1 protein-coding gene is annotated in these 26,751 nt (G+C 64.5%); it reads right to left on the bottom strand.

The genetic code is table 11. The annotated features are described in order from the left end of the window. Positions 1–30: 30 nt before the first annotated feature. A complete protein-coding gene (locus M1L53_RS19050) occupies positions 31–26,607 on the bottom strand; it encodes a non-ribosomal peptide synthetase (protein WP_054188260.1) in 26,577 nt (8,858 codons plus the stop codon). Positions 26,608–26,751: the final 144 nt, after the last annotated feature.

The raw sequence follows: 26,751 nt of genomic DNA, 5'->3' as shown, positions 1-26,751 counted from the left end.
TGTTTCACTCATACCCATGTCGAACCTGGTTCAGACACCCCACTGAGCGATAACTTCTCGCAATCGTACAGCTATGGTTGCCGCCGGACCCGGTTCGATCATCTGGTTGTGTTCGCAATCGACTTCGGTGACTCGGATGTCCCCTTCTACAAACCTTCGCCATTCGGCGACATCGTGTCCGTTCTCCGTAGATCTTCCGGCTACGAAGAACTCGATGGCTCCAACGTGGACAGGCGGTTGGTGCCGATTCGTCAATTCGACGGAGTGGGAGTAACCGCGACTGATCCGCGCCAGATGCTCCGCTTCGATTCCGATTCCGGCACCCAGGGTCTGCTCCAGCAATTCCGCCGCTTCTTCGAAGGTCTCGACCGTCTTGGATCCCGCCGGCATCGCGAGCCCGGCCAGTAGTTCGGAGACCGAGAGTTCTGCGGGCTGATCGGAATCCGACGACGGATAGCTGTCGAGTATCGACAGAGTCACGTCACGTCCGCTCCGAGTGAGGCTGTGTGCCACGGCGTGTGCGATCACGCCGCCGAGCGACCAGCCGGCCAGATGGATCGGGCCGGTCGATGCCACGGCTGCAATGCGATTCGCGTAGTCGTCGGCGAGTTCGGTCAGCGAGTCGAAGCTGGGCCCGCCGCTCAGGGACGGTAGCTGAAGACCGTAGACGGGTTGATCCAGCTCGAGATGCTTGACGAATTCTGCGTAACCCCAGGACAATCCGATACCCGGATGGACGAAGAACAGTGGTGCACGATCGGATCCGGCGCGCAGCGTGATCATCGGGGCGAGAAGATCCGACGAATCGTCCGGCGAGTGTGCGTCCATTCCGTCGGCAGCCCGGGCGACTCCGGCAGGTGTCGGATCCAGGAAAAGCGATTGCAACGGCACTCGCATCCCGAGACGCTTCTCGAGTTCGATGGTGATGCGAGTGGCCACGATCGACGTTCCGCCCAGTTCGAAGAAGTCGTCGTCGACGCCGATGTGCTCGTGCCCGAGCACGGTCTCGAAGATGTCGACGACCGTTCGTTCGGTGTTGTTTGTCGGCGGTGCGTACGGGACCGTGCGTCGCTCGAAGCTCGGGGTCGGCAGTGCCTTGCGGTCCAGCTTGCCGACCGGTGTCACCGGAATGCGGTCGACGACGACGATCGCGCCGGGAACCATGTGCGCGGGCAGGCGAGAAGACAGATGGCGGCGAAGCTCCCAGTCGTCGACGGTCTGTCCTTCCACGGGCTGGATGTAGGAGGCGATCATCGTCTCCCCCGACGGCGCTTCGTGCCCGAGTGTGGCGGCGAAGTAGACGGATGGGTGTGCCATCAGGACAGAGTCGATTTCGCCGAGCTCGATGCGGAATCCGCGGACTTTGATCTGGAAGTCGCTGCGGCCCAGGTATTCGAGGGTGCTGTCGGAGCGCCAGCGCACCAGGTCGCCCGTGCGGTACATCCGCTGGCCTGGTTCGCCGAACGGATCGGCGACAAATCGGTCGGCGGTGAGGTCGGGACGATTGTGGTATCCCCGGGCGAGTCCGGGGCCGGTCACGTACAGCTCCCCGATGACTCCCACCGGCACGGGCTTGAGGTGCCCGTCGAGGACCAGTCCGGCAAAGCCGATGGCCGGTCGTCCGATGTTGATGTCCTTGCCCGGCCGCATGGGTTCACTGACGCTGGCCTGGATGGTGGATTCGGTGGGTCCGTATCCGTTGAACATGCGACGGTCGCGGCCCCAGATGTCCACGAGTTCGGGTGGGCAGGCCTCGCCACCGACTGCGAGTACGCGGAGTTCGGGTAGCGCGGAGCTTTCGATCGAGCTGAGCGCGGTCGGAGTGATGAACGCGTGTGAGACGTGTTCGTCGGCAAAGATTTCGGCCAACTCGGATCCGCCGAAGACCGTCGGTGGGATGACGACCAGGCACGCTCCGCTGCCGAACGCCATCATGAGTTCGAAGACCGAGGCGTCGAAGCTCGGTGATGCCAGGTGAGAGATCCGCGAATAGGGCTGGACGTTGAATCTCTGATGTTCCTCGGCGTTGAGGTTTGACAACCCGAGGTGGGTGACGATGACGCCCTTCGGCTTCCCGGTTGAACCCGAGGTGTAGATCAGGTACGCGGGATGCCCGTGATGCAAGGGGATCGTGCGGTCGCGATCGGTGATCGCGGCTGCGCTCTGGGCGTCGATCTCGTCGACGGTCTCGGCTTCATCGAGGACCATCCACTCGACCGTGTCGGGAAGTTGACTGCGGTGAGCGTCGTCGGTGATGCCGAGTACGGCCCGCGAATCGTCGAGCATGTGGTTGATGCGATCGTCGGGATAGTTCGGGTCGACCGGCAAGAACGCTGCACCGGTTTTCGTGACCGCCCAGATCGCGACGATCTCCGCAGTGGACCGCGGCAGACCCAGCGCCACAAAATCTTCGGGACCGACGCCGCGCCGACACAGCGCGCGCGCCAGCTTCGTCGATTCCTCGTCGAGCTCGCGGTAGGTCATCGACCTCTCGCGACTCGAGAGGGCTGGGGCATCCGGGTTCGAGGCGACTGCTTCGGCGAGGATCTCCGGCCACACCCGCGCTCGAGTCGCGGCGGCACCGGATGCCGGCACCAGGGCAGCTGTTTCATCGGCGCCGAGGATGCCGATGTCGGCGATACGTGTTGCGGGTTCGCGTCCGACAGCGTCCAGGATCAGGCGCAGTCGGTCGGCAAACCGACGAATGGTGGCGGGTTCGAAGAGATCGGTTGCGAAGTCGAAGGCTGCGGACATCCCAGCCGGGATGCCGAACTCGTCGAACTTCTCGTCGACGATCAGCTCCAGGTCCTCCTTCGCGAATTTGGTTTCCACGGTCAGTCCGTCGATGTCGAGGCCGGGTAGGTGGAAATGTGCGGGTTCGTTGTTCTGAAGTTCGAGGGCGACCTGGAACAACGGTGAGTACGACGTGGATCTGGTTGGGTTGATGACGTCGACGAGCCGTTCGAATGGCAGGTCCGAGTTCTGGAATGCGGCCAGGTCGATTTCCCGGACGTGCTCCAACAGGTCGGCAAACGTGATGTCGGGATCGACGCTGGTTCGCAGGACCAGTGTGTTGACGAACATTCCGACGAGATGGTCGAGCGCTGCCTGACCTCGGCCGGCGATCGGTGTGCCGATGGTGACTTCGTCGGCGCCCGACAACTTGGACATCAGCACTGCGAGCGCGCCGTGCAGCGCCATGAACATCGTGACACCGTTTGCCCTGGTGAGGTCCGCGAGGGCGCGGTGGGTGTTCGCGTCGATGTCGAAGGTGAATCGGTCACCGTGGAAGGTCTGTTGCACGGGTCGCGGGTGGTCGGCGGGCAGTGCGATGACGTCGTCGAGTCCGGCGAGTTGCTCACTCCAGTAGTGCAATTGGCGACTGATGACGGATTCCGGGTCGTCTTCCGATCCGAGGACGCGATGCTGCCACAACGTGAAGTCTGCGTACTGCACCTCGAGTGGCGCCCACGTGGGCTCGGTCCCTGCCGTACGCGCCAGGTAGGCCGTCATCACGTCGCGTGCGAGCGGCGCCATCGACGAACCGTCGGCGCAGATGTGATGGACCACGACAAACAGAATGTGAACGGGTTCAGCGGTGTCGAGTCGGAACAGTGCCACGCGCAGCGGCAGGTCCACCGACACGTCGAAGCCGGTCGTGGCGAGTCGTTGCATGCGCTCTGCGAGTTCGTCCTCCCCCAACGTCATTTCACGGACCGGCGGTACTGCCTCGTCGACGGTGAGCACTTGCTGAATCGGATCGCCGCCGACGGCGGGGAACACCGTCCGCAGTGTTTCGTGCCGCTCGACGACGTCGGCGATGGCCTGTTGCATGGCCGTGACGTCGAGGTCACCGGTGAGGCGAACAGCTAGTGGGATGTTGTACGCGGCTGAGCGTGTGTCGAATTGGTTCAGGAACCACATGCGCTTCTGCGCCAACGAGAGCGGGACGCTGCCATTGCGCTCCATGGGAGTGAGCGGCACAGTGCCGACGGCAGTGACAGCGCTGGAGAGCCGTTCGGCGAGCTGAGCCGTCGTCGGTGCCTCGAACAGCACGCGCACCCCGACGTCGATGTTCAGTGCGGAGTTGAGCCGCGAGACCACGCGAGTGGCGATCAGCGAGTTGCCGCCGAGCTCGAAGAAATTGTCGTCGACGCCGACCCGTTCGACGCCGAGTACGTCGATGAACGCATCGGCGATCCGACGTTCGAGGCTGGTGCCGGGCGCCCGGAATTCCACACCGGTTCCGGTGAACTCCGGCGTCGGCAACGCTTTTCGATCGAGCTTGCCGACCGCGGTGCGCGGTAGCTCGTCGACGATCATGATGCTGGCCGGAACCATGTGCGAGGGAACACGTCCGGCGAGGTGCGCGGTGATCTCTGCCCCGGTCAGCGTCGATCCTTCCTCGACGGTGAGGTAGGACGCTAAAACTGTGGCGCCGGCCGGTCCGTCGACGCCGAGTGTCACGCAATTCGTGACACTCGCCATTGCGGTGATCTGGGCGTCGACCTCGCCGAGCTCGATGCGGAATCCGCGAATCTTGACCTGGAAGTCGCTACGCCCGACGTATTCGATGGTGTGATCGCTTCGCCAGGAGACGATGTCGCCCGTGCGGTACATCCGGTCGCCTGGCTTGCCGAAGGGGTCGGCGACAAATCGCTCGCTGGTCAGGCCGGGACGCCGGTGGTATCCGCGAGCCAGGCCGATGCCGGCGATGTACAGCTCACCGGGAGCTCCGACGGGTACAGGTTGCAGGCGCGAATCGAGGATCATCTCGTGCACGCCGCGGATCGGTCCACCGATCGTGATGGGTGCGCCCACTGTCATGGGTTCGCTGATGTCTGCCATGACGGTTGTCTCGGTCGGGCCGTAGGCGTTGACGAATTCTCGTCCGGGAGCCCAGAGGCCGACGAGATGCGGCGGTAGTGTCTCTCCCCCGACGACGACGTGCCGGAACTCGTCCAGGCCGGCCGGGTCGACGGTGGCGAGTGCTGCCGTGGTGACGAACGCGTGAGTGACGTGTTCGCGGCGGATGAGACTTGCCAGTTCGGCGCCGCCGTAGATGTCGGTCGGGACGATCACCATGGTTGCTCCGACACCGAATGCCTGCAGGTACTCGAAGACGGCTCCGTCGAAGCTGGGGGTGGCGAAGTGCAGGGTTCGAGAGTGGTGATCTGCGTGGAATCGACGCTGCTGGTCGAGTGCGAAGCTGTCGAGTCCGGTGTGGGTGACGACAACTCCCTTGGGTCGGCCGGTGGATCCCGAGGTGTAGACCACGTAGGCGGCGTTGTCCATGACCACCGGTGCACGCCGTTCGTCCTGGGTGATCGGCAGCGTGCAACTGGTGGCGACGTCGTCGTCGAATGCCTCTTCTCCGAGCACCAACCAGGACACGATGGGTGGAAGTGTGTCGATGGCGTCGACGACGGTCAACCCGAACAGCACCTCGGAGTCGCTGAGCATGTGTTCGATTCGGTCAGCCGGATAGGTGGGGTCGACGGGGACGAACGCTGCGCCGGTCTTGGCCACCGCCCACACCGCGAGTACGGATTCGACGGACCTTTCGATGCCGATGGCAACCGACGTCTCGGGCCCGGCGCCGCGGCGAATCATGGCTCTGGCCAACTGGTTCGAGCGCCGGTCCAGTTCGGCGTAGGTCATGGAACGGCTGCCGGCCGAAAGCGCGATGCGGTCGGGATAGGTGGCAGAGACGTCGGCGAGAATCTCTGGGAGCGTTCGCGCGGAGCGCCCCGGGGAGCCGAAGACCGGCGCAAGATCACGGCTCTCGAACTCCGTGAGAACCTGCAGACGGGCCAGCGGCTGATCCGGTGCCGAGGCGAGTTGCCCGAGGACGATGCCCACGCGCTCGGTGATCTTGGCGACTTCGCGGGCGGAGAAGTGCGTCGGCAAGTACTCCATCTTCAGATTCAGCGTGTCACTTTCGGACGCCACCACGGCAATCGGATAGTGCGCCGAGTCGCGTCCGTCGATGCCGAGAACGTGCATTCCCGCGATGTCGGTTTCGGCGGTCAGGGCTGTCTCGTCGACGGGATACGACTCGAATACCGTCAGGGTGTCGAAGGAACCGGCGGCGCCGACTGCTCCGGCGATGTCCGACAGTCCGATGTGGTGGTGGTCGAGCAATGACGCTTGCTCGGATTGGACGCGAATGGCCAGTTCGGCGAGGGTTTCTCGGGCGTCGAGGCGGACTCGGACAGGCACCGTGTTGATGAACAGGCCGACTATCGATTCCACGCCGGGCACCTGTGGTGGGCGTCCTGAGACCGTTCCGCCGAAGACGACGTCGTCGCGTCCGAGAAGTTCGGCGAGCACGATTCCCCATGCCACCTGTACCAGGGTCGCCATGGTCAGGCCGCGGCTTCGCGCGAACGCCCGAAGAGTCTCGGTTCGTTCGGTCGGCAGCGAGTACGAGTGGATTTCACTTGCCACGGTTTCGGCGGCGGTGTCTGCCCTCGAGAGGTGGGTGGACGTGTCGACGCCCCGTAGCGCTTCTTGCCACGCCCGTAGCGAAGTCTCGGGTTCTTGCTTCGAGATCCAGGAGAGATAGTCGCGATACGACTGAACTCGGGGCAGAATCTCGGGGTCACCGTCGGTTGCGTAGAGAGTGAGCAGGTCTCGAAGCAACAGCGGGGTGGACCAGCCGTCGAGCAGGATGTGGTGGTTCGTCACGACGAGGCGTGCTGTGTCCGGTCCGATTCGCACGAGCATGAAGCGGATCAACGGGGCTGTTTCCATGTAGAAACGATGAGCGCGATCGCGTTCGAGCAGCTGACCGAACGCGACTTCACTGACTTCGGCCCCGGACAGGTCGATCTCGGCCCAGCCGATGTCGACACCGGAACGGATCACCTGCAGTGCCCGCCCTCCCGGTGCGGAGACAAATCCCGCGCGCAGGCTCGGATGACGATCAACCAAGGCCTGCGCGGCGCGGCGCAGGCGCGGCGCCTCCACCCGACCCCCGAGCTCGAGGGTCAGTTGCACCATGTACGGGTCGATTTCGGTTTCGTCGAACTGGGCGTGGAAGAGCATGCCCGACTGCAGAGGTGACAGTGACCAGATGTCGGTCAGGTCGGGGAATCTGCGCTCGAGCTGTTCGATGCTCTGTTGATCCGCGGTGACGAGATCGAGATCGGTGGGCGTGAGCTCGCGCTCGGAGTGTTCCTCCACGTATTCACTCAGTGCGCCGAGTGCTCGGGCCCAGAGCTCCGCCAGTTCGGTGACTTCGGCCTCGCTGAGAATGCCGCGGGGGAAGGACCACGTAGCGCGCAGAATCGGACCGTGTGCGGTATCGGTCGTGACGGCGTTGATGTCGAGCACCGACGCGGCGGCCAATTCGCCGCTGTGCGCTTCGTCGAGGGTCACTTCCGAGATCGGCAGCCACGGCACTTCGCCGTGCTCGGGATCCGAGCCGGCAAATCGTCCGAGGTAGTTGAACGAGATCTGCGGCGTGGGCAGCTCACGAAGTTCCTCGTTTCGATCGAGGTACTTCAGGATGCCGAACCCGATTCCGTTGTCGGGCAGGCCGAGCAGCGTTTCCTTGACGAGTTTCACGGCGGAGGCGGCGGTTGATCCCCCGGCCAGTGCATCGACGACATCGAGTCCGGTGAGATCGATCCGGACGGGGAACAAGGTGGTGAACCAGCCGACCGTGCGCGAGAGGTCGGCGCCCGGTACGGCGTTCTCCTCGCGGCCGTGCCCTTCGAGGTTGACGAGCACGTCCCCGCTGCGCTGTCCGCGCGATCGACGCCAGGCGGTGACGGCAATCGCGAGAGCAGCGAGCAGCCCGTCGTTCACCGAGCCTCCGAAATGCTGAGGCACCGTCGAGATGACGTTCTCGGTCACGGAGGTCGGAACGTCGACGCTGACGCGGTCGACGGTGGCTCCGACATCGACGGCTGGGTCGAGCCCGCGTGCCCCGAGCAATGGCTCGTCGGTCCGCATTCTCGACCACAGGTCGATCTCGTCGCGTCGCTGCGCAGCGGTCTCGGCGAGCGCTGTCGCCCAGCGACGTATCGACGTTCCACCCGGCGGAAGTATCGGTGTTTCTCCGTCGAACGCCGAGGCATAAGCAGTGACCAGGCCCGGGACGAGCATGCGCCAGGACACACCGTCGACCGCGAGGTGATGAAGGACCAGGAGCAACCGTCCGGCTTCGGCCCGGTTGCCGTTCGAGCTGACGGGATCCAACCAGACTGCGCTGATCATCTTCCCGTGTTCGGGATCGAGGCGGCTGGATGCGTCCTGCATCGCGGTTTCCGCAGCGGCGACGAATTCTTCGCCGCTGGTGGACACGATGGGGGTTCGGCGCAGGATGTCGGGGGCGGTGATGCTCCCTGGCTCGCGGATCTCGAGTTGGTGAGTCGCGGCGTCCAGGCGCGCCCGCAGCACGTCGTGACGATCGAGGATCGTTTGCAATGCTCGTTCCAGCGCGGGGCCGGAGACATCCGCGGGCAGTGCGATCAGCGCGCTCTGGCTGTAACTGCGGATCGTGCTCAGGTCACCGCGACTGCGTTCGACGAGCCACTCCATGATCGGCGTGAGCGGTAGCGGGCCGGCTCCCCCGCCGGGTAGCTCCGTGAGAACCGGTGCCGTTTCCGATGATTCGATGAGGAGCACTTTGGTGAGGCCGGCCACGGTCTTCGCTTCGAAGACGTCCCGCGGAGTGAAGACGAGGCCTGCGGACTTCGCCCGTGAGACGAGTTGGATCGACATGATCGAATCGCCGCCGAGACCGAAGAAGGAATCGTCCACTCCGATACTGCCCCGACCCAGCACCTCCGCGAAGAGGTCCGCGAGGACCGCTTCGGTCGCGGTGGCCGGCGCCCGCGTCGCCTCGGTTGGTCCCGTGACGGTGAAGTCCGGAGCCGGGAGGCTGCGTCGGTCGAGCTTTCCGTTGACCGTCAGTGGAAGCGATTCGAGGACGACGATCGCGGTGGGCACCATGTACTCCGCGAGTTCGGCGGCGACGAAGTCGGTCACCGTCGCTGAATCGACGGTACTGCCTGTTTCGGCGACCACGTACCCGACGATCCGCGGTGACGCTCCCTCTGTCCGAACAAGTGCTACCGAGGCAGCGACGCCGGGGCAGCGGAGCATTGCGGCTTCGATCTCTCCGAGTTCGATGCGGAAACCACGCACCTTCACCTGGAAATCACTGCGGCCCACGTACTCCAACTGCCCCGCGTCGTTCCACCTCGCCAGGTCCCCGCTCCGATACATTCGATCCCCCGAACTACCGAATGGATCGGGAAGGAACCGCACCGAAGTCAATGCGGGTTTCCCGAGGTATCCCCGAGTCACCTGATCACCGGCGACGTACATTTCGCCGACGACACCTGGTGGTACCAAGTTCAGTCGCCGATCGAGTACGTAGACGGACAATCCCGGTACTGCTCGCCCGATGATGCTCGCCGACGCGTGCTCGCTGTCGTTGCGGTCGAGTGCGATTCGACTGACGTGCACTGTCGTCTCGGTGATCCCGTACATGTTGACCAACGTCGGAGCCGTGTCGGCCCGCCTGTCGTACCACTTGCGCAACTGCCCGAGGTCGAGCGCTTCGCCACCGAAGACGACGTAGCGCAGTGCAAGGTCGGGACCGGTGCCGTTCGGTGAGTACGCACGGTCGGCTTCGGCGAGTTGGTAGAAGGCGGTGGGTGTTTGGTTCAGCACCGTCACTCGCTCCCTGCGGAGCAGTTCGTGGAACATGTCCGGCGATCTGGTCGTGTAGTAGTCGACGACGACCAGCCGGCCACCGTGCAGCAGCGGCCCCCACAGCTCCCAGACGGAGAAGTCGAATGCGTACGAGTGGAACATCGTCCACACGTCCGTGTCGTCGAACCCGAATGTCGGGGCGGTGTTGTCCATCAGAGTCAGCACGTTTCGGTGGCTGACCTGGACACCTTTGGGGCGCCCTGTGGATCCGGAGGTGTAGATGATGTACGCGATCGCGTCGGGCAGAAGTGGTGTCGTCCGGTCCGCGTCGGTGATGCGATGGGGCGCGGAGTGATCGAGGCGTACCGCGATCTCCGGCGATCCGAGTTCGACGACGTCTATGCCGGATTCGATGATCTCCGAAGGTAGGTCACTTCGGAAGTCTCCGGTCGTGACCAGGCATACCGGCCGCGCGTCGTCGAAGAGGAACCGCATGCGCTCGGCCGGGTAGGTGATGTCGACCGGCAGGTATGCCGCTCCGGTTTTGATGACGGCGACGAGGGCCAGCACGAGATCGGTGGTTCTGGGCATCGCAACAGCCACCACGGATTCCGGACCGATACCGCGGCCGATCAGGAGCCGCGCCAGGCGGTTAGCGCGCCCGTCCAGTTCGGCGTACGTCATGGCGCCGTCGCTGTCGTTGACCGCGGTCGACGACGGATGTGCTGCAACAGCCTCGAAGAATCGGTCCGCGATGTTGTCCGCTGGGGCCGGTTCGGCGTGAGTGTTCCACTCGGTCAGCATCTGTCGACGCTCGTCGGCGCTCACGACGTCGATGTCACCGGTAGGAGTCGACGGCTCTCGCGAGACCGCCTCGAGGATGGTGAGCAGTCTGCGTGAGAACGAATCGATCAATTCACCGTCGAACAGGTCTGTGGCGTAGATGAATTCGGCGTCGATTCCATCCGTTCCGCCATCCGCGTCGTAACGCTCGGTGACCGAGAGTTGCAGATCGAACTTGGCGACGGGTAGGTCGAACTCGACTCCCGAGACCGACAGCCCCGGCAATTCGAGTTGTGGGAGTGCATTGTTGCGGAACTCGATGAGGATCTGGAACAACGGAGTGTGCGAAGTCGAGCGTTCCGGGTCGAGTGCGTCGACCAACCTTTCGAAGGGCAAATCGGTGTGCTGGAACGCGCCGAGGTCGCCTTCGCGAACCTGGGCGAGGACGTCCTCGAACGACGCGTCGGGCGTGATCTGTGTTCGCAGCACGAGAGTGTTGACGAACATACCGACCAGGTGATCGAGTTCGGCCTCGCCGCGGCCGGCGACGGGTGTCCCGATGGCGATGTCCTCGGTACCGGCCAGGCGCGCCGCAAGTACCGCCAGTGCTGCGTGCATGAGCATGAACATGGTGGTGCCGTGCTCACGTGCCAGGTCGGTCAGCGCCCGATGGGTCTGCGGCGATACCGCGAACCGGTGGACCGAGCCGACCATGGACGGCTTTGCCGGACGTGAGAACGACGTCGGCAACGCGATCGGCTCGCCCAGTCCCGCGAGTCGGTCCTTCCAGTAATCGAGCTGACGGGTCAGAGCCGAGTCCGGATCTTCCTCGGAGCCGAGCACTTCGTGCTGCCACACAGCGAAGTCGCCGTACTGCACGGCCAGTTCCGACCAGTTCGGCGCACTGCCGGCACTGCGGGCCGCATAGGCCGCTGCCACGTCCGCTGCCAGGGGGTTCATCGAGAACCCGTCGGCGACGATATGGTGGACGACGATCACGAGTACGTGCCTGCGCTCGTCCCCGTCGACGCGCAGGACCGCGCAGCGAATCGGAACTTCGGCCGAGGCGTCGAAGCCTGCCGAGGCCAGCTCGAGGATTCGATCGGACACTCTGGCAGCAGTGACGATTTCCGGCTCCAGGATCGGCATGACCTCGTCGCTTGACATCACCTGCTGAACCGGCTGTCCGTCGATCGAGGGGAACTTCGTCCGCAAGCTCTCGTGGCGACCCAGTACGTCCGCTACCGCGGCCTGCAATGCGGCGAAGTCCAGATCGCCGTCGAGGCGCACTGCCAGGGGAACGTTGTAGGCGGGGGACGTCACGTCGAACTGGTTGAGGAACCACATCCGCTTCTGTGCCAGTGACACGGGCAGTGGGTCCGGGCGGGATCGCCGAGTCAGCGGTGGTCTGGGGTTCTCTCCGCGGCCGACGCTCTCCGCCAGACGCGAGAGCTGCCGAACTGTCGGAGACTCGAACAGTCCTCGAACGCCGATGTCGGTGCCGAGAAGTGCGTTGACGCGGGCGATGACGCGGGTCGCGGTCAGTGAGTTTCCGCCGACGTCGAAGAAGTGAGTGTCGATACCGATCGGAGACACTCCGAGCACGTCCTCGAAAACGCCCACCACCAGCCGTTCCAACTCGGTGGCCGGTGCAGTGAGTGTTTCGGCATCGGTGTCGAAACGAGGCGCCGGAAGAGCAGCCCGATCGACCTTGCCGACGCCGGTCAGCGGTAGTTCGTCGAGCACGACGACGCTTGCGGGCACCATGTGTGCCGGCAGTAGCTCCCGTGCCGCCGCCCGGATGTCCTCGGCGCTCACCCGGCGTTCGTCGTCGCAGACGACATATGCCGCCAAGGCCTGCTCGTCGGAGGGTCCGCGCACCGCCAACGTGACCGCGTACTCCACGCCGGGCAGCTGACCCAACGCCGTGTCGACCTCGCCGAGTTCGATGCGGAAGCCGCGGATCTTGACCTGGAAGTCGCTGCGTCCGAGGTACTCGATGGTGCGGTCGCTGCGCCAGCGCACCACGTCGCCCGTGCGGTACATCCGCTCCCCCGGCTCGCCGTACGGGTTGGCGACAAATCGTTCGCTCGTCAGTGGTGAGCGCCCGTGATAGCCGCGCGCGAGTCCGACTCCGGCGACATACAGTTCGCCGGGAACTCCGACGGACACCGGTTGAAGTCTGCGATCGAGGACGACCTCGCTGAATCCGCGGTTCGGCGGTCCGAGATAGACCTTCTCGCCGGCCGGGATGGGGTCGCTGAGGTTGCAGGAGATGGTGGTTTCGGTGGGTCCGTAGACGTTGACGAACGATCTTCCCGGCGCCCAGGTGCGCACCAGGTCCGCCGAGGGCGCCTCGCCGCCCACCGTGATGGTGGTCAGTTCGTCGATTCCCTCGGGATCCACCGACGTCAGCGCTGCAGGCGTGATGAACGCGTGGGTGACATGTCCCTCGCGGAGAACGTCGGCCAGTTCGGTTCCTCCGTAGACGGTGGTGGGAGCTACGACCAGTTCACCGCCGACGGCGAAGGCGAGCAGATACTCGAGAACGGAGGCGTCGAAGCTCGGAGAGGCGAAATGCAGTGCGCGTGAATTCTCGGTGAGACCGTAGCGATGACGCTGTTCGTCGGCGAAGTTCTCGAGACCGGTGTGCGTGACGACGACGCCCTTGGGTCGGCCGGTCGAGCCCGAGGTGTAGATGAGGTAGGCAGTGTTCTCCAACCGCGGGGTTCCTCGACGCTCGTCCTCGCGTAGCGGCGCCGTGGACACTCCGGAGAGCCGAGCGATGCTCGTCGGGTCGTCGAGTTCGAGCCACTTCGTCACACCGCCGTCGCCGGGTCTGTGGGCAGCCGTGGTCAATCCGAGCGAGGATGCCGAGTCCTCGAGCATGAACGAGATCCGGTCACTCGGGTAGCGAGGATCGATCGGCACGAAGGCGGCGCCGGTCTTGGTGATCGCCCAGACCGCTGCGACGGATTCGAAGGAGCGTTCCACACAGATCGCCACCCGTGAATCCGGCCCGGCGCCTTCAGCGATCAGCACGCGCGCCCACTGATTCGACGCCTCGTCCAGCTCTCGATAGGTCATCTTTCTCTCACCACAGGACAGTGCGACCCGTTCGGGGAATCTGCTCGCGGTGTCCGAAAAGATGCGATCGAGTGTCCTGACCGAGCGGCCCTGCCGGCCGCGCGCGGGAACCAATTGCTGCACTTGCGAATCCGGCATCAAACGCAGTTTCGCCAGCGGCAGATCCGGTTGCGCGGTGATCAGCTCGAGGGTGCGGAGCAACCGGTCGGCGATCGCGTCGATGTCGTGATCGCCCAGGACTCCCGGGAAATACTCGAATTTGAGCCGCAGTCGCCCGTCTGCCGCAGAGGCAACGATCGCGAGTGGATAGTGCGCGGCATCCTCGGCGTCGTGGACGTCGAGAACGTGCATTCCGGCTATGTCGGTGCCGGAGGAGAGTCCACCGCGGTCGACGGGATACGACTCGAACACAGTCAGCGTGTCGAACGATGCAGCGGACCCCACAGCCGAAGTGATGTGCGAAAGCCCGACATGATGGTGATCGGACAACCGCGCCTGTTCCGCTTGGACGCGAACGCACAGCGCCGCCAGGGACTCTCTTGGATCGAGGCGAACTCGGACGGGGACAGTGTTGATGAACAAACCCACCATCGACTCGACGCCGGACACCTGGGGTGGTCGGCCGGAGACGGTTCCACCGAAGACGACGTCGTCGCGTCCGAGAAGTTCGGCGAGCACGATTCCCCATGCCACCTGGATCAAGGAGGCTGTCGTCAGGCCACGGGAGCGGACGAATCCACGCAGAAGTTCCGTCTCACGTTCTCCGAGCGCTGTGGTCGTCGAGCGTGAGGTAGCGCCGTCCTCGTCGACGGCGTGAGTTCCGGTGAGCAGCGTCGGGTCGTCGAGTCCGCGGAGTGCTTCGCCCCAGGCTTCGATCGACACGCTGTCGTCGCGAGTGCTGATCCAGCTCAGATAGTCCCGGTAGGGGTGTACGCGTGGGATGGCACTGTGATCACTGTCGGTGGCGTAGAGCGTCAGTAGGTCGCGGACCAGCAGCGGCATCGACCATCCGTCGAGGAGGATGTGGTGGTTGGTCAGGATCAACCGATACGCGTCGTCACCGGTTCGCAGAAGCAGGAACCGCAGCAGGGGCGGAGTGGCCATGTCGAAGCCGCGGACCCGATCCGCATGGAGAAGCTCGCGTATCTCGGTCGCTTGTTCGGTGGGGGCCAACGGAGAGATGTCGATCTCGGTCCACGGCACGTCAACGTCGGCGCTGATCACCTGCACCGATCGTCCACCGGTGTCGGTCGTGAACGCCGCGCGTAGGTTCTCGTGTCTGTCGAGCAGTGCCTGTGCGGCGCGGTGCAACCGGGACGCGTCGACGCCGTCGAGTTCGAGTGCGAGTTGGACGGTGTACGCGTCCACAGTGTGTTCGGCGTAGCGGGCGTGGAAGAGCAGTCCGGATTGCAGTGGTGAGAGGGACCAGACGTCGGTCAGTGTCGGGAACTCGCGCTCGAGGTGGTCGATGGAATCCTGGTCGAGGTCGATCAGGTCGATGTCGGACGGGGTGAGTCCCCCGCGTTCGCTCTGTTCGGCGTAGGTGGCCAGCGCGCGCAACGCCTGCACCCAGAGGTCGGCGATGGCGCGAGCATCGCGCTCTGCCAGCACGCCGGTGGGATAGGCGATAGTGGCACCGATGTGCGGTGCGCCCGAGATCTCGGTGGTGACGACGTTGACGTCCAGGACCGAACCCACTGGCATCTCGGACCGCGCTGCCGCTTCCAGATCGACGTCCCGGGCCAGTGCCCAGTCCCCCAGTGACTCTCCTGCTTCGGTGCCGGAGAAACGGCCCAGGTAGTTGAACGAGATCTGCGGTTGGCGGAGGTCTTCGAGTTCCGCTCGACCCACCTCGTCGAGGTAACGCAGAACTCCGTAGCCGATGCCGCTGTCCGGAACACCCAAGAGTTCTTCCTTGACACGCTTGAGCACCACCGCTGCCTCTGGGGCGCTGCTCATCACTTCCGCGATGTCGATGCCGGCGAGGTCGATCCGCATCGGGAAGACGCTGGTGAACCAGCCGACCGTGTGCAGGACGTCCGCACCGGGCACCACGTGAGCTTCGCGTCCGTGGCCCTCCATCGAGATGAGCACGTTGTCGGTTCGTATGCCCTGTGCCTGCCTCCACTGCGTCAGTGCCAGTGCGAGAGCAGCAACGAGACCGTCGTTGACTGATCCACCGAAAAGCGCCGGAAGCGTGGTCAGGACTGTGTCGGACAGTTCGACGGGTACGTCGGCGACAACTCGGCCGACCGAATCGAACGTGTCGAGCCGCGGGTCCAGCGGCCGGGTTCCGATCAGCGGGTCGGCACCTTCGAGTATCGAACGCCACCGGGGCAATTCGACTCTTCGATCGGGCGCGATGTCGCGGAGCGCATGCGACCAACGACGAACCGACGTGCCCGAGTACGACGGCTCCGGTTCCTCGCCTGCATCGATGCGGTGGAAAGCCGACGCAAGTTCCGGCACGAGGACGCGCCAGGAGACACCGTCGACGGCGAGGTGGTGGATCACCAGGAGCAGCCGGCCGGCGTTGCGCACGCCGGACAACCAGACGACCCGCACCATCACGCCCCGGCCGGGGTCGAGTTCTCGACGCGCACCGCCCAGTGCGTCGACGATCGCCCCGTCGAACACCGCGGTGCCCGGCTCGGCCTCTACCTCGATCACCCGGCAAATATTCTCGGCTGCAACAGATCCCGGCTCGCCGACAACAAGCCTGCGCTCGCCGTCGAGCTCGAGGCGTGCGCGAAGGATGTCGTGACGATCGAGAACAACTTGAAGAGCCGCGGTCAACTGCTCCACACTGTGAAGCCCGTGCGGCGCGTTGAGAAGAGTCGCTTGGGAGAACGAATCGAGACCTCGGAGATCGGAGCCGAGCCGGTCGAGCCACCACTGAGCCACCGGCATCAACGGCACGTGGCCCACGCCGTCTCCGGGAAGTTCCTCGAGCACCTCGGGTTCGTCGTCCTTGGTCGATGCCAGCAAAACCGCAAGACCGGCGACCGATTTCACCTCGAAGACGTCACGCGGGGTGAAGACGAGCCCGGCATCGCGGGCACGGGCGACGAGCTGAATCGACATGATCGAATCGCCGCCCATCGAGAAGAACGAGTCGTCGACGCCCACCGATTCGACACCGAGGACATCGACGAACAAGGCGGCCAGCGTGCGTTCGGTATCGGATTCGGCGGCCCGCGAGCGTGCCTGGGTTGCTCGCAAGTCGGGAACCGGCAGGGCTCGGCGGTCGAGCTTTCCGTTGGCAGTCATCGGCAGTTCGTCGAGAACGACCACGACCGCAGGAACCATGTACGGGGCCAGAGCCGAGCCCGCGAACGCGATGACGGCCTCGGGATCCACAGTCTGAGCGTCGTTGGCAGGCACGACGTATCCGACGATCCGTGCGGCGCCTCCGTCACGTTCGAGCGTGGTCACCACGGAATGTGCAACGCCGGGATAGCGAGCCAGAACTGCCTCGATCTCGCCGAGTTCGATGCGGAATCCGCGAATCTTGACCTGGAAATCGCCTCGACCCTGGTACTCGAGTTCGCCGTTCTTGTTCCACCTGGCGAGGTCGCCGGTTCGGTACATCCGTGCGCCCGCACTGCCCGCAGGATTGGGCACGAATCGTTCGGCGGTCGTGCCGGCGCGGTTTCGGTAACCGCGGGCGAGTCCGTCGCCGCTGACGTACAGCTCTCCCGTCACTCCGACCGGGACGCGGTGCAGGCGATTGTCGAGGACCCACGCGGTGATGCCTGTCGACGGGCGACCGATCGTGACTCGATCGGTCGGGGACATCGGCTCGGTGATGCTGGCGACGACCGTCGATTCGGTTGGTCCGTAGGCATTGATCATGATCCGGTGATCGCTGACCCAGGCGGCGACGAGGTCCGGTGGGCAGACGTCGCCGCCGGTTCCGATGCACACCAGCTCGTTCAGTCCGCTCGGATCGACCGTGGCCAGAGCGGCTGGTGTGATGAAGGCGTGCGTGACGTGCTGGTCGGCGATCAGACTCGTCAGTTCGGTTCCGCCGATGATGCTCGGTGGGGCGATGACCATCGTGGCCCCGGCACCAACAGCCATCAGGAGTTCGAGAATCGAGGCGTCGAAGCTCGGTGAGCTGAAATGCAGCGTGCGCGAGGTCGACTCGACGCGGAAGCGACTGCGTTCCTGCTCGGCGAGTGCCGAAAGCCCACGGTGAGTGACCATGACGCCTTTGGGGACGCCGGTGGAACCGGAGGTGTAGATGACATAGGCCGGGTTGTCCACGGACACCGCTGCCAGCAGCTCCGAGGCATCTATCCGCTGATCACCGATCTGTTCGAGGGTTGCGAGTGTCTTTGCCTGATCGAGCAGAACGGCGTCTGCCTCGTCGGGGACGACACCCACATGCTCGGCGGTGGTGAGAACGACGCCCGCTCCCGAGTCGTTGATCATGTGGTGCACGCGGTCGACGGGATACGCCGGGTCGACGGGTACGAATGCAGCGCCGGACCGGGCAACCGCCCAGATCGCGACCACGGATTCCAGTGACCGTGGTAATGCCAGGGCGACAACGGATTCCGGACCGACCCCGCGGCTGATCAACAGTCGTGCAAGCCGGTTGGCGCGGCGGTCCAGATCGGAGTAGGTCAGATGGCGGTCGCCGAAAATCAGTGCAGCCCTCTGCGGTTCGTCGACGTACTTCCGCTCGAGCAACGTCGAGAAGTGAACCTGCTCGGGAAGTTCCGGTGCGACGGCGCGAATCGTGTCGAGATCACTCACGAGATCGATGTCGCCGACCGGCGTGTGCGGTGACTCGGTGACAGCACCGAGAATCCGAACCAGGTATCGAGCGAAACCTTCGACGGTCGACTCGTCGAACAGGGCGCTCGCGTAGGTGAACCCGGCCTCGATTCCGGCCGGCCGGCCGTCGTCGTCGAAGGTCTCGGCAAGCGTGAGTTGCAGATCGAAATTCGAGACGGCGGATTCGAGTTCGAGGACCTCGACGTCCAAATCCGTCAGACGAACTGCTGGCCGAGTGGTGTTCTTGAACTCCAGCATCACCTGGAACAACGGTGAATGCGACGTCGACCGCTCCGGAGCCAGCGCATCGACGACGCGCTCGAAGGGGACGTCTGCGTGAGCGAAGGCGTCGAGGTCGGTGCTGCGAACTCTGGCCAACAGATCGGTGAACGAGGCGGCGGGGTCGACGTCGGCGCGCAGGACCAACGTGCCGACGAACATACCGACCATCGGATCCAGCAGGGCATTTCCGCGCCCGGCGATCGGTGAGCCGATCGTGATGTCTTCCATGCCGGACAATCTCGCCACGAGCACTGCGTATGCGGCGTGCACCGCCATGAACATACTGCTTCGGTGTTCGATCGCGGTTTCGCTCAGACGACGGTGGATGCCGGCATCGATGTCGAATCGAACGACGCCGCCCGAGAGATCCTGCACACGCGGACGCGGTCGATCTGCGGGGAGCGCAAGAATTTCGGGAACACTCGCCAGTTGACGTGTCCAGTACTCGAGCTGACCGGCAAGAGTGCTGTCCGCTTCGTCGATCCGACCGAGAGCCCTTTCCTGCCAGATGGCGAAGTCCGCGTACTGGACCGGAAGAGGAGACCAGTCGGGCGCCTCACCTCGATGCCTTGCCGAGTACGCGCTCATCACGTCGAACGCCAACGGTGCCATCGAGAATCCGTCGGCGCAGATGTGATGGACGACCACGGTCAGGACGTGATCTTCTTCGTCGACCTCGATCAGTTCCGCCCTGATCGGTGGAGCCTGCGTGACGTCGAAGCCCCTCGAGGTGAGACGTTCGATCTCCCCGAGTACCGCTTCGGCGTTTGCGGCGACAACCGGCAGCGCGCCCAACGCTTCACCGGGTTCGACGATCACCTGCGCCGGCACTCCCTCGACCATGGGAAACAGCGTGCGCAGCGATTCGTGGCGAGTAAGCACGTCGGTGATCGCGCCCTCCAACACGGCAACGTCCAACCGGCCTCTCAGCCTGATCGCTATGGCGACGTTGTACGCCGCGGACGTGACGTCGAATTGATTGACGAACCACATGCGCTTTTGTGCCAGCGACAGCGGGATCGTCTGTGGCCGCGGCAATGCCTCGAGCGGAAGGACTGCCGGTCCCCCTCGTGCCGTGGCGCACTCGACCGCCAACTGCGCAACGGTCGGCGCGTCGAACAACTCTCTGATCGACAAGTTCAACGACAGCGAATCGTTCACGCGCGCCACAGCGCGTGCAGCGACGAGGCTGTTTCCGCCGATCTCGAAGAAGTTGTCGTGAACACCGACTGCCCCGGATTCCAGAAGCTCCTCGAAGATCGCCGCCAACTGCGCTTCGAGCGGTGTTCGCGGCGCCAGATACGTCTGCGAGCTGTCGAAGCTGGGCGCGGGCAGAGCCTTCCGATCAAGCTTGCCGGTCGAACCGAGAGGGAACACGTCGAGGGCGATGACCACAGCGGGAACCATGTAGGCCGGAAGGAGACCTCTCAACTCGGTGCGTAGGCCGTCCGTGTCGATCGAAGTGCCGGTGTCGGCGATGACGTAGCCGACCAAACTGTCACCGACCACGTCGTCGTGATGGACGAGAGCAGCAGCTTGCGCGACACCGGGCAGCCTGAGCAATGCTGCTTCGACCTCGGCGAGTTCGATGCGCTGGCCGCGGATCTTGACCTGGAAATCGCGTCGACCGACATAGTCGAGCAGCCCGTCGGCGCGCCACCGGACGACATCACCGGTTCGGTACATCCGGGTGCCAGACGGGCCGTACGGGTCGGCCACGAACCTGTCGGCGGTGAGATCGCTGCGCCCGAGGTATCCACGCGCCAGTTGCACTCCCGCCAGATACAGCTCGCCGTGAACGCCGACCGGAACCGGATGCAGCCGCCCGTCGAGGACATAGAGCTGGGTGTTCCACACGGGCGCACCGATGGGAACGGTGACGGTCATGTCGGGGGTGAATTCGGCGGCGCTGACGTCGACGGCAGCCTCTGTGGGTCCGTACAGGTTGAACAGTCCCGCAGAACTCAGACGGGTGAACGCCTCCGCAGTGGTAGGCGCGAGGGCTTCACCGCTGCAGAACACCTGACGCAGGCTCGCACACTGCCCGGCAGTCGCGGCAGCGACGAATTCCGCGAGCATCGACGGAACGAAGTGCGCCGTCGTGACGCCTCTGTCGGCAATCAACGCCGACAGGTACCCGGGATCACGGTGCCCGTCCGGTTCCGCGATCACCAACTGCGCGCCGGTCTGCAGGGGCCAGAACAGTTCCCACACCGAGACGTCGAAGGTCACCGGGGTCTTGTGCAGCACCACGTCCGACGCGTGAAGGGGGTACGTGTCCTGCATCCACAGCAGGCGATTGACGATCGAACGGTGTGATACTGCAACACCTTTCGGTCGACCCGTCGATCCGGACGTGAAGATCACGTAAGCAGCATTGTCCGGGCGCAGGGGTCCGAGCCGATCAGCGTCGGTGATCGGCGCCGTCGTGGACACCTGACGATCGAGATCGACGGCCACGATCGGGACTCGCGCGGGAAAAGCGCCGTGGTCCTGGGGCCGGCTCAGCACGCAGATCGGTTCCGCGATGTCGAAGACGTACGCGATGCGCTCGGCGGGATGATCGGGATCCACCGGGACGTATGCCGCACCGGCACGGATCACGGCGTGGACCGCGACGAGTAGTTCCGGTGACCGTCGAATCGACACCGCGACGCGCATGTCCGGGCCGACCCCGCGGGCGATGAGGGTTCTGGCAAGTTCACCGACCCTCGCGTCGAACTCCGCATAGGTCAGTGTCCGCTCGCCGTAGACCAGCGCGGCCCCCTCGGGTGTCCGGGCTGCCTGCTCCGCCACCAGGTCCGAGAGGGTGGTGATCGGTACGGCGTGTTCGGTGGCATTCCAACGCTCGAGGACCAGTTCCGCCTCGCCCGGAGCTGTGAGATCGACGTCGCCGACGACGGATTCCGGGTAGGCAGCTACCGCGTCGAGGAGCATCGTGAAGCGATCAGCGAGGCCGGACATGGTGTCCGAGTCGAAAAGCTGGCTGGCGTAGTTCAACTGGCCGTCGAGATGGTCGCCGCGGTCGGTGAGAATGACCTGAAGGTCGAACTTTGCCGCGCCCGTCGACAGTTCGTCGACCGTGACCTCGAGCTCGGGCAAAGTGACCTCGGTGGGAGCGGCGCCCTGCATCACCAGCATCACCTGGAACAGCGGCGCCTGGTTGTCTGCGAGGGATTCGACGAGTACGTCGTACGGCACTTCGGTGTGCTGCAAGGCCGCCACGTCGACGTCGCGGACGCGGGTGAGAACTTCACCGAAGGTGAGTCCCCCCTCGAGAACCGTCCTCAGCACCACCGTGTTGACGAACATTCCGACGACGTCGTCGAGAGCGCGCTCGCTCCGCCCGGCCACCGGAGTGCCGATCGTGATGTCGTTCGCTCCGGATTCTCGGCTGAGCAGGACGGCCAGCGCGGCGTGGATCACCATGAACACGCTGACGTCGCTGCGCGCCGCGATCTCGCCGACCCGGCGGTACGTCGCGGAGTCGATCCGGAAATCGAGATCGTCACCGCGCAGCGAGACACTCGCAGGCCGCGGGTGATCCATCGGCAGTTCCGCGAGCTCACCGCGTTCGGTGAGCGTGTGCGACCAGAACCGCAACTGCTCGGCAAGAATCGAATCCGGGTCGGACGCTTCACCGAGCGCTCCGCGTTGCCACTCGCTGAAATCGCCGTACTGCACTTCGAGTGGCAGCCACGCCGGCACGCGTCCGCTCGCCCGCGAGGCGTACGCCACCATCACGTCACGAGCCAGCGGCGCCATCGACAGGCCGTCCGCTGCAATGTGGTGCACGACGAGGACCAAGGTGTGCTCGCGTTCGTTCACCTCGAGCAGAGTCGCGCGGATCGGCACCGATTCGCTGACGTCGAATCCCTCTCGCGCGAGCTCACTCGCCCGCGCCGAGGTCGCTGCGGCAGGCACCGTTTCCACCTCGAGATGATCGAACATCTCGTCCACACCGAGAACGTGCTGGACGGGGCCACGCGCACTCTCGGGGAAAACGGTCCGCAAGATCTCGTGTCGAACGATCACGTCCCGCAGCGCGGTGAACAGTGCATCGACGTCGAGATCGCCGGTCATCGAAACCGCGATCGGAATGTTGTACGCCGGCGAACTCGGATCGAGTTGATTGGTCAGCCACATTCGTTGCTGCGCCAGAGATACCGGTATCCGGTCAGGGCGATCGATACGCGTCAGTGCCGGGGCACGTGTGTTCCGCGAGTCCGCGAGGTCGGCACGTGCTGCCAGTGCGGAGACGGTCGGCGCCTCGAAGAGGTCGAGAACGCTCAGCGTCGTTCCGAGAGCTCCGTTGACCCGCGACACGACGCGGGTCGCGATCAACGAGTCACCGCCGAGGTCGAAGAAACTGTCGTCTGCTCCCGCCCGGGTGATACCGAGCAGATCGCAGAACACCGCCGAAATTCGCTTCTCGGTCGAGGTCTCGGGGGCACGGTATTCAGCCGACCCGCCCACAGAATCGATGTCCGGTAACGCTTTCCTGTCGATCTTTCCTGCCGGAGTCAACGGAATGGAGTCGAGGACGACGATCCGCGCCGGAACCATGTGGGCTGCCAACGAAGATCTCGCGTGGGCGACCAGCTCGGAGTTGTCGATGTGTGTGCCCACAGCCGCCGTGACGTACGCCGCCAACAGTGTTTCCCCACTCGGGCCCGCAACTCCGGCGGTGACTGCCTGTGCGACGCTCGGGTGGCGGCGCAGCACGTCGTCGATCTCGCCGAGCTCGACGCGGAAACCGCGGATCTTGATCTGGAAGTCGCTCCGGCCGAGGTACTCCAGCTCACCCTCGCCGTTCCACCGCGCGAGGTCACCCGTGCGGTACATGCGCTTTCCCGCAACACCGTTGGGGTCGGCAACAAATCGTTCGGCCGTAATCGTGGCACGCGCGTGGTACCCGCGCGCCAAACCGACACCGCTCACATAGAGCTCGCCGGCGACACCGATCGGCACCGGTTGAAGCCGCGAGTCCAGGAGGACGGTTGCGGCTCCGCGCATCGGCTTCCCGATGGTGACGGGAACATCGCTGCTCAGCGGTCCGGTCAGAGTGGCGACGACGGTGGTTTCGGTCGGTCCGTACGCGTTGAACATCGAGCGTCCGTGTGACCACTGATCCACCAGCGCGGGTGAGCATGCGTCGCCGCCGGTCACGACCACTCGTAGATCCGGTAGGCCGGCGGGATCGACTGTTGCCAGCGCGGCCGGGGTGACGAAAGCGTGGGTGACCCGTCCGATACGCATCACCTGTGCCAGTTCGTCGCCGCCGTACACGGTGGGCGGCGCGATCACCATCGTTGCCGAGCCCCCGAAGGCAAGGAGGAGTTCGAGGACTGAAGCGTCGAAGCTCGGCGAAGAGAAGTGCAGGGTGCGGTCTCCTGGTTCGACTCCGAACCTGACTCGTTCTTCGTCGGCGAAGCTGCTCAGCCCGCGGTGACTGACCACGACGCCTTTGGGGACACCTGTGGAGCCGGACGTGTAGATGAGGTATGCCGGATCGTCGTAGCTCAGGCGCGTACGCCGCTCGGCGTCGTCGACCGGTGCATCGGAATGGTGCGAGGTGTCCAGTTCGTCGAGGAGCAGCCAATCCACCGAATCGGCGAGCCCGCCGTGGTGCTCCCCCACACTGATTCCGACCACAGCTCCCGAATCGGTGAGCATGTGCCGAATACGATCCTCGGGGTAGTGCGGATCGATCGGGAGGAAGGCACCGCCGGTCTTGGCCACCGCCCACGTCGCGGTCACCGATTCGAGAGACCTCGACAGCGCAAGGGCGACATAGGTGCCGGGGCCGACTCCCCTGTTGATCAGTTCACGGGCGAGTGTGTTCGACTCGGCGTCGAGATCCCGGTAGCTCACCTCACGATCACCGAAAACGAGCGCTGGGGCATCGGGGTTCACAGCCGAGGCCCGGCGGAGAATATCGGGGAGAGTCAACGGGGAGGACGCGGTCGCTCCCCGCGCCGGTACCAGGGACTCACGCTCGAAGTCGTCGAGGAGATCGAGGTCTCCGACCGGCGTTCGCGGGGCTGCTGCTGCGCCTGCAAGGATCCGCACCAGTCGCGAGAGGAAGGCTCGGACCGTGGATTCGGCGTAGTGCTGCGTGGAGTACGCAACCTCGAGGGCGCCGGTATCTGCGTGGACGTCGATCGCCACGTCGAGGCCGGCAATCGTGGTCTCCTGCGAGCCGTCGTTGAGGTGGACGTGCAACTCGGGCAGTGCGGGGACACCTGCCGCCGATCGAATCGACAACGTATCGCGTTCTCGAGCAAGAGAACTCACGAACTCGTCGAACGGCGCCGCCGGATCGACCTCGCAGCGCAGGGGCAAAGTTCCCCACTCGGTCCTCGTTCCGATCAGCACGTCCCGGCGCTCGGTCGATCTCGACAGCAACGAAGCAAATGCGGCATGGACAACGGCAAAGAGGGAGACGCCTTCCGTGCGCGCAAGTTCGGCGACCGCGGGATCGAGTGGGACGCTCAGCCGATTCGTACCGGTGGGCTCCGATTCGGCGTCGATTCGCTCGAGGCCCAGTGTCTCGAGGTCCAGTGTGGAGCCCTCGTCGGAGTCCCCCAGGTATCTCGCCCAGAACCGCTCGAGTTCCCTGCGCTGTGCACTGCGCGCCCCTGCCTCGGCACTTGCCGGATGAATCCGGTTCATCGGCGTACCGGCCGGTGCTGCTGTCAGTTCTGCGACCAACTCGGTGAACGCCCGGTGGTGCTCGGCCAGTTCGTCGTGGCCGTAGCGATTGGGGTTTCCGCGAAAGTCGATCAACGTCTGCGCCGGATCGCCGCTCTGGTACACGTTGACCAGCAGATCCTCGACCGGACCCGACGTGACGATGTGATACTCACCGGTCAGTGGCCCGAGGGTTATCTCCTGCCGGAAGAGCATCACATTCATCATCGGGCCGGACAGACGCGCGTCGCCGACGGTCAGACCGGCATCACGCCGGATGTCCTCGAGGCTGCATCGCTGATGACGAAGCGCACCGAGAAGTTCGAGTTGCACGCGCCCGACCAGATCGTCGACACTTTCGTCCGGGTTTACGTGGATGTGTAGCGGCGCGACGTTGACCAGCATTCCGCCGGACCGCTGCAGCGGTGCCGTCGTCCTCGCGGAAACCGGCAGGTTGATCAGCACGTCGTCGTAGCCGGTACTGCGGGACAGGTAGCACGCCAGTGCCGAAATCAACACTGCGGCCGGAGTTGCACCGGAACGTGAATTCCACTCGTCCAAGGCAGCAAGGCTGTCCGCCGACATCGCGGCACTGACGAGTTCACTGCGTGCAGTCGGGGGTCCCTCACGGGTGGCCAACGTCGAACCGTGTTCGACGCCCGACACACGCTGGGCCCAGTACTCGCGGTCGGCTTCGAATCGGCTCGATTCGCGGTACTTCTGGTCGAGCTCGGACAGCGTCGTGACGTCGAGCGCCTTGTTCACCGCAGGCTCTCGACCTTCGACGGCTGCGGTGTAGATCGCCGCAATCCGATTGACGATCGTCATACCGCTGTATCCGTCGAGAGCGACGTGATGAATCCTGGTGTACCACAGGTAATCCCGATCACCAGTTTGAAGAATTGTCATCTCGACGAGACGATCGCGAGTCAGATCGAGCGTCGTCGCGTAATCGTTGTCCATCCACTCCGAGGCAGCCTGCCGAGGGTTCTCACGCTCGCGGAAGTCGAAGTAGTCGATGCCCGGGTCGATCGTGAAGTCCACGATCTGGCAGGGCTCCCCATCCGGGTACATCAACCGTAGAAACGGTGATTCGAACTCGTGGGCAGCCTCCACCGCGGCGCGACTGAGCAGTTGCATGTCCAAATCGCCGTGGAACTCGATGTACTGCGCGATGAAGTACGGGACCGTCGGGTGAAGTTGCTGCGCAAACCACATGCTGCGCTGCACCGCTGACAGGGGGAACGCTCCTGCCGGCAGGCTTCGCGATCCGGTGAGCGGGTCGATCCTCTTGTCGGTATCCATCACGACCACCCCCACACAGCGTTGTGACGATCAGCGCCGGGAAGTGTGGCTCGGGGATTGAAGAGAAACATCGCACCGCCTCGATATCGAGTGGAAACCATGTGGCGATCCTGCGAGAGCGCAGCAGAAGGTCATCGACCTCGA

Origin of the sequence: Rhodococcus sp. T9N, assembly GCF_024436645.1 — a bacterium.
GTDB lineage: Bacteria > Actinomycetota > Actinomycetes > Mycobacteriales > Mycobacteriaceae > Rhodococcus_F > Rhodococcus_F qingshengii.
The sequence above is the reverse complement of the archived record's forward strand: the minus strand, read 5'-3'. Positions and strand labels throughout refer to the sequence as shown.

Bases quoted from the DNA above. Each gene is read 5' to 3' on its own strand.
- M1L53_RS19050 (WP_054188260.1), bottom strand. From the start codon at position 26,607: ATGGATACCGACAAGAGGATCGACCCGCTCACCGGATCGCGAAGCCTG.